The organism is Vibrio sabulosilitoris (assembly GCF_055391395.1).
Genome location: NZ_AP029600.1, coordinates 530,399 through 546,621, shown reverse-complemented (window position 1 = coordinate 546,621; position 16,223 = coordinate 530,399). Strand labels below are relative to the sequence as shown.

Here is a 16,223-nt window from a genome sequence, read left to right as displayed (position 1 = left end):
TTATTGTTTTAGAACCCCACTTATTAAATGCTAATAAGTGGGGCATTGCCGTGATCTAGGTTAAGAACATGCAACATGTTGCTTAAGTCTAGCTTTAAGACTTGCATACTCCTCTTGGACGTAGACTTCTGCACCTGCTTGGTCATCAATCTTATCGAGTTGAACTGCACAGTATTTATACTCTGGAGTACTCGATATGGGGTCCAGATGTTCAATGGTGAGTTCATTACATGCACCAATCCACCATTGGTAGGTCATGTAAACCACGCCTTTATTCACCCTATCACTGGTGTTAATACGAGCGATGACCTTACCCCGAGGTGAAGTGATCCAAGCCAATTCATCATCCTTAACCCCATAGCTTTTCGCATCAACAGGGTTAATCTGAATATAGCCGGGTTCGTCCGCTAACGTTTTGAGTGCAGAGCAGTTACCCGTCATAGAACGGCATGAATAGTGGCCGACTTCGCGCACGGTTGACAGCACCAGTGGGAACTCTTCGCTTGGCTGCTCTAACGGAGCGCGCCATTCAGCCGCAATGAACTGACCTTTACCAGAAGGCGTCGTAAATTTGTTGCCTTCAAACAGGTATGGCGTTCCCGGGTGATCTTCGGTTGGACATGGCCACTGAACACAGCCTTGAGCCTCAATCTTGTCGTAGCTTGCCCCTGCGAACAGAGGAGCCAATGAACGCAACTCATCCCAAATTTCTTGGGTATTATTGTAGTGCATTGGGTAGCCCATCTTCGTAGCGAGCAGTGAGAAGATTTCCCAGTCTGGCTTACAGTTTTTCGGTGGTTCAATCGCTTTGTAGAAGCGCTGGAAACCACGATCAGCACTTGAATAGACCCCTTCGTGCTCTCCCCAACTGGTTGCAGGGAAGACTATATCAGCCAGCTCGGCAGTCTTGGTCATAAAGATATCTTGGACAATAACCAGCTCCATATCGCGCATTGACTTGCGAAGTGCCGCCAAGTCTGCTTCCGTTTGAGCAGGGTCCTCACCGAAGATGTAGTAAGCCTTACACGCTCCCTCTTCGACTTTATGTCCAACCTGAGTAAGTCGATAACCTGGCGTTGGAGAAAGCTTAACGTTCCAGGCTTTTTCAAACTTCTCTCTGATCTTATCGTCTGTCACCGACTGATAACCCGGATAAACATGCGGCAACATACCAAGATCACAGGTACCTTGTACGTTATTTTGTCCACGTACCGGTCCACAACCAACACTTGGGCGGCCAAAATTACCTGTCATCAAGGCAAGGCCTGCAAGACCGCGCACAACATCCACGGCTTGACCAAACTGGGTCACACCCATTCCCCACAGGATCATAGAATCTGGTGAGTTCGCATAAGTACGGGCAGCAAGTCTGACAGTGGCAGGATCAATACCAGTGATGGATTGTACATCTTCTGGGGCATAGCCCATGACCACCTTCTTGAATTCGTTGAACCCTTCGGTGTATTTGTCGACGTAGGCTTTGTCATAAAGCCCTTCTTCTATGATGGTGTACGCTAACGAGTTAACCAACGCCATATTCGAGCCATTGTTCAATGGCAGCCATTGGTCGGCGATTCTAGCGGTTTCTATTTTTCTTGGGTCACATACGATAACTTTCGCACCATTTTCACGTGCTTTAATGATATGTCTTGCTACTACAGGGTGGGAATCTGCAGCATTGTAACCAAAGATGAGTAAGCAATTAGTATTTTGAATTTCGGGAATAGCGTTGCTCATTGCGCCATTACCTACTGTTGACTCCAGACCGGAGACTGATGGGGCGTGTCACACCCTAGCGCAGTGATCGACGTTATTTGTCCCAATTACTGCCCTAGCAAACTTTTGCATTACAAAGTTCGCTTCATTGCCTGGTCCACGTGCTGAGCCGGTAGTAATGATAGCGTCCGGACCATACTCTTGTTTAATTTTCATCAGCTTTTCAGCGGCAAAGTCTAATGCCTCATCCCAGCTCACTGCCTCAAAATCGGCGCCTTTGGTACGGCGGATAAGTGGCGAGTTCAGTCTTGGTGTCAACAAGTTGGTGTCATTTAAGAAATCCCACCCATAGTGACCTTTAAGACATAGCTGTCCCTCATTGGTCCGCCCGTTCATCGGTTCTGCACCGACCACCTTATTGCCTTCTACATGCAATTTCATCTTGCACCCAGTGCCGCAATAAGGACAAACTACTTCCGTTTTTTTCATCATTTAGCTCTCACTCTCAGATACAACTAAACACTCATCGACACGGCTTGATCAACCGCTGCTATGCGCTTTTTCTTTTTCAGTGACTCTACCTCGTCAGGACTCACGAGCATCAGTGCATCCGTTGGACACACTTCCATACAAGCGGGGCCCTGCTCTCTATGCGAACACAAATCACACTTTAGCGCTTGGCTCTGACAGACAGATCGATTGAAGAGTGATTTCTCACCATGACTCTGCTCAACCATCTTAGTAACAACATCCATCGCACCGTACGGGCATGCCACTGCACAGGTTTTGCACCCAATACAGCGTGACTGAATCACCTTGACGTAGTTGTCCTCTTGAACAATTGCGTCATTAGGACAAACCTTTGCACAGGGTGGATCTTCACACTGACGACACATGACAGGAGCCGACACTGACGAAGTTTTTACCAACTTCAACCTCGGTGTAAACTCAGTTGGGCTATTTATCGTCGCGACGGCGGAGTCCTCGCTATGTGAGACGGCGCAGGCTACCTCACATGTCCTACAACCAATACAGCGGCTAGTCTCTGCAATAATAAATCGATTCATACCTTATCCTTTGATGCACGAAGCATCACCGATTAAACAATTTTGCATAATGCATACCATTATTTGTTACTGTCCCCCCATCTTGTTCTATTCCACTTAAGTAATTTAATTTCAATTGCTTATTACCATAAACCTATTCAAAATCGCAACGAGTGCTACTGAGAAAGGATTTCGACACTGTTATTTTCGACACCGTCAATTTCGACACCATGCAATTTCGACATATGTGTCAAAACCTGCGACGGTTAGCAGTGTTCGAACTCTGTCTCTCCACTCCAACCTGGCAACCGGCGATACAGAGTCTCAACCCCTTGAGCAACCATCTCAGTTAAAGGAAAACCGAATGCAACTACAGCAGGTTGGATGCCCACAAAAGTGACCTCCGGAACAAAGGTTTCGAGCTCTTCAATAAAGAAATTCAGGGGCAGTGCATGAGTAGAAACCATAAACATGTCTGCAATAGTATCAGGATCAATGATGCGGACCTGTCCAGCAGACTCACCAAAGTCGGCAGCATCGACAACCAAAACCCTTTGAGGTTGCAGCTTACGTATCTGATGCAAAGTATCTTCTGGCATGGTGCCTCCCTCAATGAGGCACCAACCCGTGACAGGATTGTCCTTCAACATTTTTGCCAAATGCGGCCCTGCTGCATCATCGCCCATCATTGAATTACCAACGGTTACGATCACTTGCCTAGCCATGGTTATGTCCTCGAATCATTATGTACATGCTTGGCTCCTGATAGATAGATTGCAGCATATCCATCATGGTTGAGGTCACTTGTCGCAGTTTCTCACTCAACAGACTCTTGTCTATCTTCGACAAAGCCAGCGCCGTTGTATTGATATGTTCGTGCAGCAAGGTAACCTCACCAAATTTGAGAAACCCAGCAAACTTTTGATATGCAACGCTATCTTCAGGTAGGTGTCGTATCCACTCTTGATACTCTTCACGTGAACATGACACTCTTGAATCTAGGCAATCGACCACCCCTAAGTGATGGCCTATCGTTAAGCTGTAGTACATAACCTGTTTAACTTGTTCGGGGATATCCTGTTTATCAACAAACTTTCGGCTCAGGCAATAAAAGTAGACTGTCTCTGTCAGCATACAGGTTCCCCGCGACATTCGTTCTCATACGGCGTTTTGCTTCCCACTAGCGCAGCAGAAACCCGAGTCATCAGGCGATTAACGATCTCGGTCCGGCGCGGGTCACTTTGTTGTTTCAGATAGGCCGCTACATTTTGATCAACATTACTGGCATCTGAGTTGGCAAATACTTCCATCAATTGATCAGCAATCTGGCCACCCTGACGATACCCAGCCAGTAGCCTAGCCTCAGCGTCAATCATTACCCGAATGTCAGCAGGTACAGCATCGTGGCGGACCTTTGCCGCGCTGCCATCAATGTCGTGTGTTTTAGCATGCATCTTCTGCTCTAAAAGGCCTAATGCAACCGCAAAGCCATAGATAGTTGCAGCTGGCGTTGGAGGGCAGCCTGGGATATAGACATCCACTGGAACAATCTTGTCGCTCCCCCCCCACACACAATATAGATCGTGGAAAATGCCACCATCGCAGCCACATGCGCCATAAGAGACAACTATCTTGGGGTCGGGGGCAGATTCATAGGCCCTCAACGCTGGGCCCCTCGTGGCACGAGTTACTGCACCGGTATACAGCAAAATATCGGCATGACGCGGGGTCGCAACCACTTTGATGCCAAATCGCTCGGTATCATAAACAGGGGTTGTTGCTGCAAATATCTCGATTTCACAAGCGTTACACCCACCGCAATCGACGCGAAAAACGTAAGCAGAGCGTTTAATGGTTTTAAGCAGCTCCTGCTTCAGGGCTTGATGCTCCTCTGAAACGGGAACCGGTACCGCCTCGGTATGCTTTTTACCAATGATTGATTTAATCCCTTTCACACAACCTCCTCGATATCACCCACTTGCGGTGCAACTGCAATATGAGCAGAACAAAATACATTCGACGCATCGAGCATATTGCCCTTGCGGCGGCACTCAGGGCATGTTGCAAGGCGCTGTTTCGCCCCTTCTAGATCACCTTGAGACATCCCGTTATGCTCCAGAACCTCGAGCGTATAATCGAGTACCTTCTGGGGCGCAAATGGTTTTTCGCAGCTGATACAGGTTGCGATCTTCGTCGTTGCCTGTTCGTACAGATCGCTCTTACAAGTCACGGCTAGCTCAAAATTCTGGCCCAAACGAATCGACTTGGTTGGGCACACCTCTTCACATCGGCCACAATAGATGCAGCGTGCTACGGACAGCTCCCAGGTTCTCGCCATTGATTTCGTATCGTTCTCAATCACGATGGCATTAGCAGGACACGCCCTTGCACAGGCACCACACGAGATACATTGCGCTGCGTCTAATTCAGGTTTGCCACGAAAATCGTTTGGAACCTCTAGTGGCGCAAACGGGTATTTCACCGTTGCTTCACCATTTTTTAATATGGTTTTTAGTAACTTAAACATATCAACCCCTTATAGACCTTTTAGCGGCGAGTTTTTTCTCGTGATGCTGTATTGCTCGATCGCCTTATATGGGATGGTTTTGCTACGGCGTTTCTTGGTATCAACAATCGTTACTCGGTCAGTGCATGAGTAACAAGGATCCAAGCTGCCAATGATAAGAGGTGCATCAGCGACATTCGCACCGCGTAACATGTAGCGAAGCGTTGGCCAGTTAGCGTAGGTTGCAGCACGACAACGCCACCTGAAGAGCTTTTGATTGTCCCCTGTCATACTCCAGTGAACGTTTTCACCCCGTGGAGCCTCTGTGTAACCCAATGCGAACTTGTTAGGGACATAGTCAAAGTCCTCGGTCAGGATTGGGCCTTTTGGCAGGTTATCGAGGGCAAATTCGACAATATTCAAAGAATCAAAGGTCTCTTTCACTCTGACTAATACTCGGGCCTTCACGTCGCCGGTATCTATGAACTGGCAATCGACCGGCACGTCACCATACGCCTCAAATGCCTGGCCATGAACAACTCGAACATCGCGCGCAAAGCCTGAGCCGCGCACCAATGGACCGACTGGACTAAAGTCTCTGGCCACCTGCTTATCTAATACACCGACACCTGCAATCCGGCTTTCGATGTTTGGGGTCGATAGCAACACCTCCACCAGCTCGGTGAACTCTTTACGTACCTCTCTCACCATCTGAAGGCTCTTAACCCGCTGCTCTTTAAGTAGATCACGGCGAACACCACCAATCAGATTCAGCCCATAGGTTTTACGTGCACCTGTGAGCTCTTGAGCCAGCTCCATGGTTTTTTCGCGCAAACGGAAAAACTGCATAAACCCGGTGTCGAAGCCAATAAAGTGACTTGATAGGCCAATATTAAGAAGGTGACTGTGTAAGCGCTCAACCTCCAACATCATGGTACGGATCATCTTTGCCCGCTCAGGCACCGGCACGTGCAAGGCATTTTCTACCGAATTTGCATAGCCAATGCTATGGGTAAAGCCACATATCCCACAGACTCGGTCGGCAAGAAAGGCAACCTCATGATAGCCCATACGGGTTTCAGCGAGCTTCTCCATCCCACGGTGTACATAAAACATACGGTAGTCGGCATCAACAATTCGCTCACCCTCGACAAACAAGCGGAAGTGACCGGGCTCATCATTGATGATGTGCATTGGACCGAGAGGGATTACGCTGTTGCCTTCATCGCCAAGCTCGTTGATAAACTCATAGGTTTCAATATCCGTAGTTGGCTCTGGCCGCTGACGATAATCCATAGCATCTTTACGCAATGGGTGGTGGTCTTCCGGCCAATCATCCGGCAAGATCAGACGACGTTCATCAGGCAGTCCGACAGGTTTAAGGCCATACATATCTCTAATTTCGCGCTCTCCCCACACCGCTGCGGGTATTTCCGACGTGATAGAGATAAACTCTTCATCATGCTCAGGGACCAACACTTTAACGACGACCCATGACTTGGCATCTCCCTCCATAGACAACGAGTGGTAGATACCAAAGCAACCGTTAAGGCTTCTTTCATCATTACCGAAGGATACGGCAAGCCAACCCTCTTGATCGTAATAAAGCCATTTCATCACCTCAATCAAAGAGGTCATCTTTACGGTGATCGTTACCTGATTATCGGTTTGCCACTCTTCATCAAGAATTGCACTAGGGAACAACTCTCGTACACCTTGCACATATTGCTGCCCAATTCTTTCTGTTACGACTCTTTCTAGAATTGCATCCATTTTTGTGTACTCTCCCTATTTTTGACTCAATACTGTTGCAGCATCACTTGTATTAGAAAACGTCACCCAAGGTAGATTTAATGACTGCAATACGGACTGCGATGACTCATTAACCACGACTTGTGCTGCAAGGTCGGCTCCCGAAATGATGTAAGAAGGAATACTTGTCCCCATAATCAACATCATGACAAATACCACCACCAGCGGCACAACTGTGAAACCGCCAAATTCACCCTGCTCAATCTCTTTCGGTGACTCTCCAAATACACACTTGGAGGTCATGCGTGCAAATCCCACCAACACGATGGTAAGCAAAAGCAGTACGATGATCGTAAGCAGTGGGTGTTCACCATAGATACCCGAGCAGATAACCAAGAATTCACTGATGAACAGATTAAATGGCGGCATACCCGCCAGTGCCATGGCTCCACAACCAAACATAACTCCGGTCCAAGGAGCAACCTTTACGACCCCTTTAACAATGCTCATATCACGAGTGCCGTATTTGAGCATGATATTACCTGCCCCACAGAACATGAGTGTCTTACCCAGACTGTGGTTAATGACGTGTAGCATCGCAGCAAATACCCCCAGCGGACCCAAGCCGATTGCAAGCGTAATCAGCCCCATATTTTCAACACTTGAATAGGCTAGCAGGCGTTTAATGTCTTTTTGTACCAAGATAAGCAGCGCCGCAAAGGCAACAGATAGCAAACCAAAGCCAATCAAAACAGTATTGGTAAAGCCACTACCCAGTACCTCTGTCCCAACGACATAGTGACGTAGGATCACGAGCAGTGCACAGTTCAGCAAGCCAGCGGAAAGCAGACCAGATACCGGGCTCGGTGCTTCAGAGTGCGCATCCGGAAGCCAGGTATGCATTGGGAAAAGGCCCATTTTGGTGCCGAAACCAACGATGATGAACATAAATGCAATCTGGATTAGTTGAGGATCAAGTAAGTGGGCATGATCGCGAATATCGGTCCATAGAATCGCATTCACACTCGGGTCAAAAGCAGCAACGCCATTTGCATAGGTCAACACCGTGCCAAACAGCCCCAATGCGATACCAATGCTACACAGCATGATGTATTTCCAAGCCGCCTCAAGCGAGGTGCGCTGGTAATAGATCCCTACCAAGAATGTAGAACTGATCGTTGTTGCTTCGATAGCCACCCACATCATGATGATGTTGTTCGAGGTTAGGGCCAGAATCATGGTCGCGACGAATATATTAAACAAGCCGTAATAGAGGCTAAACTGCATGCTTGTAAACTCGCCATGCTTGTATTCATGCCCGATATAGCCAATGGAATAGAGCCCAGTAATCAAGGCCACCACTGCTAACACCAGCAGAAAGAGTGCTGACAATGGGTCTAGCAACAACCATCCCCCAGAAGAGATCAGGGCTGTCGAAGAAAAGACGCTTATCGTCAAGTAACCTGAAAGCAATGCGATAGTTGTAATGCTAAAGATATGTAACTTTACTAAAAGCTCATTAGCTTCCTGTTTCCGATATGCATGATAAAAGGCTGTCAACCCCACGCAGAATGGCACCCCGACCAATAACGGAAATAGAGCTTCAATCGTACTCATGCTCTTACCCCTTCAACACGTTTAGTTTGCTTGAATCAAGCGTTTGGATGTTTTTGAACACCAACCGAGACAACACAACCATGATGATTACTGAGAATAACGCATCGATAGTGATACCGATCTCCAGCAAATGGGGAGCCGTATGCGCCAATAGGGCTAACATCAAAGAAGCTCCATTTTCCATTAAGCAGTAACCGAATATCTGTTTGAGGATATTTCGATTGGTAACGATGCAAAGAATGCCAATAAAAAAGTGTGCTAAGGAAACAGCAAGCACAGGTTTTAGATCGGCAACCAGAGGAAGCGCAACCGGCTGCACTACGTGCAAACTGGCAACACTCACCGCACCCACCAACAAGGCAATAACTAGCGGGTGCACCGTGGCCTTATCTGCTTCTTCATCGTTCATGTCGCGTAGGAAGTAAAACAAAATCCCTGGAACCAAAATAACCTTGGTGATGAACGCTGTGACAGACCAACTGTAGAGGCTGTGTGCCCCATATTTGTATGCAATCGCACAGAAGAGTGAAACCAGCACCACCGACTGAATAGCATAGACAGTGATACTCGGGACCAGTCTTCTGGAAATAACCACAAGAAATGAGGTCACAACCAAAAGTCCAGATAAGTTATTAATTAATTCATTCATGATTTTTCCTTAACCTAGCCAGGCTGAAGCGAAAAAGCTGGACAAGAACGACATGACAATCAGCACAATTAAGCTGATGCTCATCGCTTTCGGTAGCGCTGACATCGTCTTCACATTCTCTGATGGCGTGCCGACAACCGTTTTACCGAACCAGTAAAGCAACCAAGCAAAAGTGCCCAATGATTCAATCAAAGCCAGCACCAATATCGCCAATAGCCATGGCTGGCTATCGGTCAGGCTGAAACCAGCCATAAATAGTGGAAACTTACTGAAAAAAATACTCAAGGGTGGAACCCCTGCAATGGTCATAGCAGCAACACAGAACCCAACGGCTAACAACGGTGAGCCTTTTAACAAGCCTTGGATCTCTGGCAGCATACGCGTACCACACGCATAGCTAAGAGAGCCTGCAACAAGGAAGAACAAACACTTAGCAAAGGCGTGGTTAAATATGTAGGTAATCCCGCTCTCAAGCGCCAAATCAGATCCAAGCGCTGCAATAGAAAGCGCTAAGAAGATATAGGCTAATTGAGCAATCGTTGAGTAAGCCAGGAGACGTTTCATGTCTTTTTGGGGTAGGTACATCAAGAAACCGTAAATCATGGTTACGGTAGCACCAATAATACCAACCACAGCAACCAATTCAGGCACCTCCCCAGCATTAAGTAGCGAGCGAGCAAAGATGTAAACCCCCACTTTTACCATTGATGCCGCATGCAAATACGCACTAATTGGTGTGGGCGCATTCATCGCATCCGGTAGCCACATGTGCATCGGGAGCTGAGCCGATTTTGCCCATGCTGCAAATAAAATCCCAAGCAAAACAAACGTCTTCATGCTTGGATTCAATTGAGCAATGGCCGAGAGCTCAAATGTTCCCGTTGAAACGAATAAGCTAGCGGCAGCCAAAAATAAGCCTAGCGACCCGATATGGGTGACCACTAAGGCCTTCATTGCTGACGCTCTTGAGACATCAGTTTGGTAGTAGCTGATTAACGCCCAAGAGCAGGCTCCAGTGATCTCAAAAAACAACAACTGACCAAGGATGGTTGAAGAAAGCACTACTCCAGCCATCGCACCGACAAACATCAATAGGAAAGCCCAATAGCGTGGTGTGGCATTTTGCGCATGTTCTTTGTTTTCAGCACTCATGTAGCCATGCGAGTACATAACAACAATCAAGCCAATACCAACAACGGCGACCAAAATCAGGGTGCTGACCTTGTCGACTATCAAGCCAAACAATAAGGTATCACCCAGTTTCAACAGCTCAATGTTCACCGTTTCCATGCCGCTAAACGCAAATACGAGCGCCAAAATGATTGAGATGCCCGTTGCTGCGGCTGCACCATACTGACAGATAAGCTTCGATTTTATTTCCGGCTTAAGAAAGATAATAATTGTGCCAATAAATGGGACAAGTATTGATAGTAAAGCAAATAACCCCATCTCATTATGCTCCTACGCTTAAGATATAAAACACGGTCGCCATAACAGCAAACGCAAACGCAGACCAAGTCATCTGATGGGAGTCAGCAAAACGAACCCTCGCTACGCTGTTCTCAAACACACATACACAAAGCATCAAGATTGCCACTTTAAACACGAGTAGTATCATGGCACCTAGCAGGCCAAAGAATGTCACCTCAGCTGATTTGCCAAATGGCAAGAAGAGCGCAACAAAGAACATCGCAATGACGACTTGTTTCATGCCCAGACCAATCTTGATCAAGCCAAGTTCGAGGCCTGAGTACTCCGTTAAAGGCCCCTCCTGCAACTCCTGCTCAGCCTCTGCCACATCGAAAGGCAGCTTGCCCATTTCAATGAACACTGCGAATGCACATGCGATACATGCCAATGCAAGCGGGACTGGATAGTCGCCAACTTTTTCTACTACTTGTGCCCCCATGGTCCCAAGGTCTGTTGACCCTGCTACCAAAGCCACAACCAGTGTGCCTAGCATAAGTACCGGCTCAACAAGGACACCAATCGTAAGCTCACGACTACTACCGATTCCAGCGTAAATACTGTTGCTGTCTAATCCTGAGAGAGAGAAGAAGAACCGATAAATAGCAAACAGGTAGATAACGGTGATCAAGTCCCCTGATACGGAAAGGGGCGACTGGTATGTCAGTACTGGAAGCGCCATTGCAATCAGAAACATAGTGACAACCAAACACCAAGGCATGATCTTGAAAGATAAGCCTGAGTGACTTGGTCCAACTGCCTGACGGCGGAATAACTTATTGAGGTCTCTATAATCTTGTAGTATTCCAGCGCCCTGTCGAGAGTGCATCCGCGCTCGGATCACCCTTGAAAAGCCCGTGACTAAAGGCACGAACAACAGCACTAACACCGCTTGAACAGTGCCCATTAATACCCACGAAAAGGAAAGCGTTGATAGTTCAGGCATTACTGTACTCCTACTTCTAGTGGAATGATAAGCAGTAGGAAGAGTGTCACTATCGTATACAAGCAATAGACTCGAAAGTCTCCGCCCTGTAGGCGACTCATACTGACAGACAGCATACCTACCAATTTACGGCAAGGCTCAACCAGATAAACCTCAAAAGATGGCTCTAACTTTTTCGCAAATCCAGTGGTTGCCTGAAGGCTTGATGACATCCAATGAGATGGGTCGAGCATAATTCGAGCCCGGTATATTGGAGCAAACATTGAGCGCAGTGGCTGAGTAAAGCCCCCTGCTGAGACGGTCATACGACGCTCGAACTTGTAACCACAGGCCCAAGGGTCACCCTTGACACGTCGCTCCAAGCGGCGGCGACCGAAAGGCCGAACTGCAAATACAGCGGCAACCACAAGGAGACCAAGCACGACAGCAATAGTTGGTGTTGAAAGCAGCGCTTGGCTTGTATCACCCGGGAAGAGCGTCGAGCCTTGTGCTACCTGAACCGGAGCCACCGACAATACATCACTGGCAACCGTACTGATATATGGGGCGATCCAAGGCGCGCCAACACCAAGACCGATACAAGCAAATGCCAATAACCAAGTGCCCGACAACATAGTGACAGGAACCTCTCTTGCATCATGTGCGGCCTGCGAGCGCGGTGCACCACCAAAGCAAAGGCCAAATACCTTTACGAAACACATACAAGCCAGCGCCCCAGTGATCGCTAACATCACGATGGCAAATGGGCCAGCGATCAACATGGCAAAATTAGGCTCTTTGCTCATTGAGAATAGAGATTGATAGATGAACCACTCACTCACAAAACCGTTCAACGGTGGCAGAGCAGAAATAGCAAGGGTACCAATCAGGAATGCAAACGCAGTGTAAGGCATCACCTTGCCTAAACCGCCCATTGAGTCCATATCTTTGGTGTGAATTCGGTTGATAATCGAACCGGCACCCAGAAAGAGCAAACTCTTAAAGACTGCATGATTAAGTAAGTGATAAAGCGCGCCAAGTAGACCGATAGTCGCAATCACTGGGTAACCGTTCGCGGTGGCAATCATTGCAACGCCAACCCCGAGTAAGATAATGCCAACATTTTCGACCGTGTGGTATGCAAGCAGGCGCTTTATATCGTGCTCGGCAAGTGCATACATCACCCCGAGTACAGAAGAGAGTGCACCAAAAATCAGCACTACGTATCCCCACCAAGCTTCCGCTGCCCCGAGGAATACCAAACCAACCTTGATGATCCCAAACACCCCGATTTTGACCATGACGCCAGACATAAGCGCAGACGCATGAGAGGGGGCGGCCGGGTGAGCCAATGGCAACCACGCATGCAAAGTGATCATGCCTGCTTTTGCACCAAAGCCTAAAAATGCCAATAAGAAGATCGCAGAAGCTTTACCTGCACTAATGTCTAGGTTGGTATAATCGGCGAAATTCAAACTACCCGTTTCTTGATACAACAAGAAAAATGCCACCATGATCAAGACTGAACCACCGTGGGCAATGATGAAATACTGTAATCCGGCCCTAGTGCTTTTACTATTTTGCTCCACCAGCACCAGAAAATAGGACGCGAAAGACATCATCTCAAAAAACACAATAAAGTAGAAACTGTTATCAATAGTGACTACCGCAATCATCGAGGCGACAAAGAGATTAAGAAAGAAAGTGATACCCCACGCTCCCTTCCCTTCATACTCTTTCAAGTAATCGATAGAGTAAAGCCCTGATGCAAAAGCGATAAGTGAGATAACCAGCACCATAAAGCTTGACAAGCCATCTAAGCGAATCACCAAATCAGAGAAATAGAACATACTTGGCAGCTCAATTAAGGTGGCTTGTGCAGCAAGCAATGAGGAGATAGCTGCGATCACCCCAAGCAAGCCAGCAAATGCGGTTAAGCCACCGGTGGCGCCAAATAAACTCGACTCATGTTTACCGTTACCTATCAAGCTGACTAAGCTTGCTATCAGATAGCAGCCAACTGACATGGATAACCAATCTGTTGCCATCATTGGCCTGTCTCCTTCATTTGTTCAAGCTGTCCAGCCTCTGCGGCTAGCGCCCGCTTAGTACCCTGGGCAGCCATCGCACTTTCTTCTTCAACCAAACAGAGTGCATCGGTAGGACAAACCCCTACACAAGCGGGTCCCTGCTCACGGAACTGGCAAAGATCACATTTAACCGCGATACTCTTCACACCCGGCTCCCAAACCAAAAGCTCAGCTCCAAACATCGAAGGAACAGAGGTCGATGGGTTACTTGAGCGAGGAGTTGACGGAATATACACGTCGTAACTGTTCGCCATCGCTACGGGGCGACTCCCATCTAGGGATATCGCACCAAATGGACAAGCGGCTGCGCATAAGGTGCACCCTATACACACAGACTCCTGAATAAAGACACCCTGTGAATTCGATGTGATTACGCCGAAAGGACAAACCTTGACACACGGCGCATCTTCACAATGACGGCAAGCCACCGGAGCGGTGCTGTCTCTGTGTTTAACTAAATTCAACCTTGGGTGTCCTTGCAGACCCTGTTTTTTATGTGCCTCTGAACAGGCAGCAACACATGTACTGCATCCGATGCACTTGCTGGGATCTGCAACAACAAAACTTTTCATAGCGTCCCCTTTTAGACAAAAATTTCAGGCCTTCCATTGACCTGACCGATAGGCAAAGCCCAAATACAACTAAACCGTTACAGCCTCAATGATCTCTTCCGACTGCTTGCTTGACTTTTCTCCATACAGCGGGCGGATCGCTCTAAGAATATGGTGACGAGTCAGCACACCAACGAACTTTTCACCATCCAATACTGGTAGGATATGAGGTTTATGAACTCGCATAGCCCTTGCGCGTTCATGAATAGAAGCACTGTTCATCGTGGTCACAACACCACTGCTACTGACTGGGTAAAGCTGGCTCTTATCAATGGTCAGGAACTCTGCGACATCCACTAAGCGGTCTGCCGCATTCAGTGCTAAGATCTCACGAGACATCAGATCGCCAACACGCTGGTTTGAACCGACGCTGTAATCGTTACACCACACCTCTACCATCACATCATGAACAGAGATAAATCCGACTAAGTTGTTTTGACCGTCACACACTGGTGCGCCAGGGAGATCGGTTTCCAGCATCTTGTCTAATGCATCAACCACTAAGTCCGTTTCACGCAAAATGAACGGTGCTGGTTCCATGTGATCTTTAACCAGTAATGAGCTATCCATATTTAACCCCCCTTGATTTGGTGAAAGATTTGGCAGGTGGGTGACGGTAGCCTTTGAATCAGAGGCCGCTTCTGGCTGTGATTGACGAAAGATCGCCCAGTTGGCAAGGCCAACCAAGCCCGCACCCCCAACGATATTTCCCAGAGTGACTGGGATGAGATTATGAAAGACAAAATTAAAGATGGTCAGATCGGCGTAGGTTTGTGCAGATGCACTCACGTCCGTCCAAAAGTCTGCTGGGGCCCAGGAATGGATGGCAATACCAAGAGGGATCATGAACATATTTGCAATACTGTGCTCAAAGCCGCTTGAGACAAACATCGCTACTGGCATAATAACCATCACCATTTTGGTCATGGCATTCGCCGAACTAAATGTTAGCCAGACAGCAAGACAAACCATCACATTACACAGAATCCCAAGGGCAAAGGCTTGTGCAAACGTATGATGAATCTTATGCTGAGCAATATTTAGCGCATTGAGCCCCCAAAGCCCTCCATCTAGGTAGTACATCGCCCCGGTCATAACAATCGCCAAAAGCAACATGGCACCAAGAAAATTACCTAGATACACCTTGGCCCAAACCGACAGCATTTTCTTAAGGCTTATTTGCTTGTTTGCATACGAGATTGCGGATAATACAACGCTGGTAAACAGCTCACCGCCACAAATAACCACCAGCACCAAGCCTAGACTAAAGGCCAGGCCACCTGTTAACCTGCCCAGCCCCCAACCGGCGGTATTTCCCGTGGTAACAGTAATATAAAATAAGAATGCAATTCCAATAAACATTCCTGCCATCATTGCAAGACCTAGGGCCATTTTGGTGGACTTCTTCGTTTTACTGAACGCAAATTTTTCCGCTTCGGCCATCATATCGGAAGGCGAAAATAAAAGGTTATTTACTTCTGAGTTATCTGTCATTTTTTATTCCTCATCATATTGAGGCGATACCATATTTGGTACACGAAACACTCATATGTTAAGCCTCGCTAAGCGAACTAAATCAACAACATCACCTAACTTATCGATTTATATACGGCAATATACGTACCAACTTTTTTAGGGGGGAATAGGCTAATTAACGTGAAGGAAGTCACGATACATCATCAATTTCGACATCAAAATCGTCACTTATGTCTATGACTTTTGCCCAAATGACATTTTCGTCATGATGATATTGATTCAATAGAAAGTAGAATGAACTTGGGATGAAGTAGCGATAGGTTCAGTTAGAGTAAAAGGTTTTTTAAGGAAGAAGACTGATTGAAAGG

14 protein-coding genes are annotated in these 16,223 nt (G+C 47.4%); all 14 read right to left on the bottom strand.

Features of this window, described 5'->3' with window-relative positions:
• Nucleotides 1-60: 60 nt before the first annotated feature.
• A complete protein-coding gene (fdhF, locus tag ACZ5R2_RS18195; RefSeq protein WP_464903670.1) occupies nucleotides 61-2,205 on the bottom strand; it encodes a formate dehydrogenase subunit alpha in 2,145 nt (714 codons plus the stop codon).
• A gap of 26 nt (nucleotides 2,206-2,231) precedes the next feature.
• A complete protein-coding gene (locus tag ACZ5R2_RS18190; protein WP_464903186.1) occupies nucleotides 2,232-2,783 on the bottom strand; it encodes a 4Fe-4S dicluster domain-containing protein in 552 nt (183 codons plus the stop codon).
• A 245-nt stretch (nucleotides 2,784-3,028) separates the two neighbouring features.
• On the bottom strand, nucleotides 3,029-3,487 hold the full coding sequence (gene hycI / locus ACZ5R2_RS18185) for a hydrogenase maturation peptidase HycI (RefSeq protein ID WP_464903187.1): 459 nt from the start codon (nucleotides 3,485-3,487) through the stop codon (nucleotides 3,029-3,031).
• Nucleotides 3,480-3,896, bottom strand: a complete 417-nt coding sequence (gene hycH / locus ACZ5R2_RS18180) for a formate hydrogenlyase maturation protein HycH (RefSeq protein ID WP_464903188.1) — start codon at nucleotides 3,894-3,896, stop codon at nucleotides 3,480-3,482. Before hycH ends, hycI begins: the two co-directional genes overlap by 8 nt.
• The gene (locus tag ACZ5R2_RS18175; RefSeq protein WP_464903189.1) at nucleotides 3,890-4,717 is read right to left on the bottom strand and encodes an NADH-quinone oxidoreductase subunit B family protein; all 828 of its coding nucleotides are present in this window, start codon (nucleotides 4,715-4,717) and stop codon (nucleotides 3,890-3,892) included. Before ACZ5R2_RS18175 ends, hycH begins: the two co-directional genes overlap by 7 nt.
• Nucleotides 4,714-5,289, bottom strand: a complete 576-nt coding sequence (locus tag ACZ5R2_RS18170) for a formate hydrogenlyase complex iron-sulfur subunit (protein WP_464903190.1) — start codon at nucleotides 5,287-5,289, stop codon at nucleotides 4,714-4,716. The genes ACZ5R2_RS18175 and ACZ5R2_RS18170 overlap by 4 nt, the downstream gene beginning before the upstream one ends.
• A gap of 9 nt (nucleotides 5,290-5,298) precedes the next feature.
• The gene (locus tag ACZ5R2_RS18165) at nucleotides 5,299-7,041 is read right to left on the bottom strand and encodes a hydrogenase large subunit (protein ID WP_464903191.1); all 1,743 of its coding nucleotides are present in this window, start codon (nucleotides 7,039-7,041) and stop codon (nucleotides 5,299-5,301) included.
• Between the two features lie 15 nt (nucleotides 7,042-7,056).
• Nucleotides 7,057-8,637, bottom strand: a complete 1,581-nt coding sequence (locus ACZ5R2_RS18160) for a hydrogenase 4 subunit F (RefSeq protein WP_464903192.1) — start codon at nucleotides 8,635-8,637, stop codon at nucleotides 7,057-7,059.
• Between the two features lie 4 nt (nucleotides 8,638-8,641).
• Nucleotides 8,642-9,286 carry a hydrogenase 4 membrane subunit gene (hyfE, locus tag ACZ5R2_RS18155; RefSeq protein ID WP_464903193.1) on the bottom strand — a complete coding sequence of 215 codons (645 nt, stop codon included), beginning with the start codon at nucleotides 9,284-9,286 and terminating at the stop codon, nucleotides 8,642-8,644.
• 9 nt (nucleotides 9,287-9,295) lie between these two features.
• Nucleotides 9,296-10,735, bottom strand: a complete 1,440-nt coding sequence (locus ACZ5R2_RS18150) for a hydrogenase 4 subunit D (RefSeq protein WP_464903194.1) — start codon at nucleotides 10,733-10,735, stop codon at nucleotides 9,296-9,298.
• A gap of 4 nt (nucleotides 10,736-10,739) precedes the next feature.
• Nucleotides 10,740-11,699, bottom strand: a complete 960-nt coding sequence (locus tag ACZ5R2_RS18145) for a respiratory chain complex I subunit 1 family protein (protein WP_464903195.1) — start codon at nucleotides 11,697-11,699, stop codon at nucleotides 10,740-10,742.
• A complete protein-coding gene (gene hyfB / locus ACZ5R2_RS18140; protein ID WP_464903196.1) occupies nucleotides 11,699-13,729 on the bottom strand; it encodes a hydrogenase 4 subunit B in 2,031 nt (676 codons plus the stop codon). Before hyfB ends, ACZ5R2_RS18145 begins: the two co-directional genes overlap by 1 nt.
• A complete protein-coding gene (locus ACZ5R2_RS18135; RefSeq protein ID WP_464903197.1) occupies nucleotides 13,726-14,340 on the bottom strand; it encodes a 4Fe-4S dicluster domain-containing protein in 615 nt (204 codons plus the stop codon). Before ACZ5R2_RS18135 ends, hyfB begins: the two co-directional genes overlap by 4 nt.
• 69 nt (nucleotides 14,341-14,409) lie before the next feature.
• Entirely contained in the window at nucleotides 14,410-15,873 is a 1,464-nt protein-coding gene (focA, locus tag ACZ5R2_RS18130; RefSeq protein WP_464903198.1) for a formate transporter FocA, read from the bottom strand.
• Nucleotides 15,874-16,223 lie beyond the last annotated feature (350 nt).

What these genes read in the sequence shown, in the direction of transcription:
- ACZ5R2_RS18190 (WP_464903186.1), bottom strand. Translation starts at nt 2,783, where the DNA reads ATGAATCGATTTATTATTGCAGAGACTAGCCGCTGTATTGGTTGTAGG.
- hycI (WP_464903187.1), bottom strand. Translation starts at nt 3,487, where the DNA reads ATGGCTAGGCAAGTGATCGTAACCGTTGGTAATTCAATGATGGGCGAT.
- hycH (WP_464903188.1), bottom strand. Translation starts at nt 3,896, where the DNA reads ATGCTGACAGAGACAGTCTACTTTTATTGCCTGAGCCGAAAGTTTGTT.
- ACZ5R2_RS18170 (WP_464903190.1), bottom strand. Translation starts at nt 5,289, where the DNA reads ATGTTTAAGTTACTAAAAACCATATTAAAAAATGGTGAAGCAACGGTG.
- ACZ5R2_RS18165 (WP_464903191.1), bottom strand. Translation starts at nt 7,041, where the DNA reads ATGGATGCAATTCTAGAAAGAGTCGTAACAGAAAGAATTGGGCAGCAA.
- ACZ5R2_RS18160 (WP_464903192.1), bottom strand. Translation starts at nt 8,637, where the DNA reads ATGAGTACGATTGAAGCTCTATTTCCGTTATTGGTCGGGGTGCCATTC.
- hyfE (WP_464903193.1), bottom strand. Translation starts at nt 9,286, where the DNA reads ATGAATGAATTAATTAATAACTTATCTGGACTTTTGGTTGTGACCTCA.
- ACZ5R2_RS18150 (WP_464903194.1), bottom strand. Translation starts at nt 10,735, where the DNA reads ATGGGGTTATTTGCTTTACTATCAATACTTGTCCCATTTATTGGCACA.
- ACZ5R2_RS18145 (WP_464903195.1), bottom strand. Translation starts at nt 11,699, where the DNA reads ATGCCTGAACTATCAACGCTTTCCTTTTCGTGGGTATTAATGGGCACT.
- hyfB (WP_464903196.1), bottom strand. Translation starts at nt 13,729, where the DNA reads ATGATGGCAACAGATTGGTTATCCATGTCAGTTGGCTGCTATCTGATA.
- ACZ5R2_RS18135 (WP_464903197.1), bottom strand. Translation starts at nt 14,340, where the DNA reads ATGAAAAGTTTTGTTGTTGCAGATCCCAGCAAGTGCATCGGATGCAGT.
- focA (WP_464903198.1), bottom strand. Translation starts at nt 15,873, where the DNA reads ATGACAGATAACTCAGAAGTAAATAACCTTTTATTTTCGCCTTCCGAT.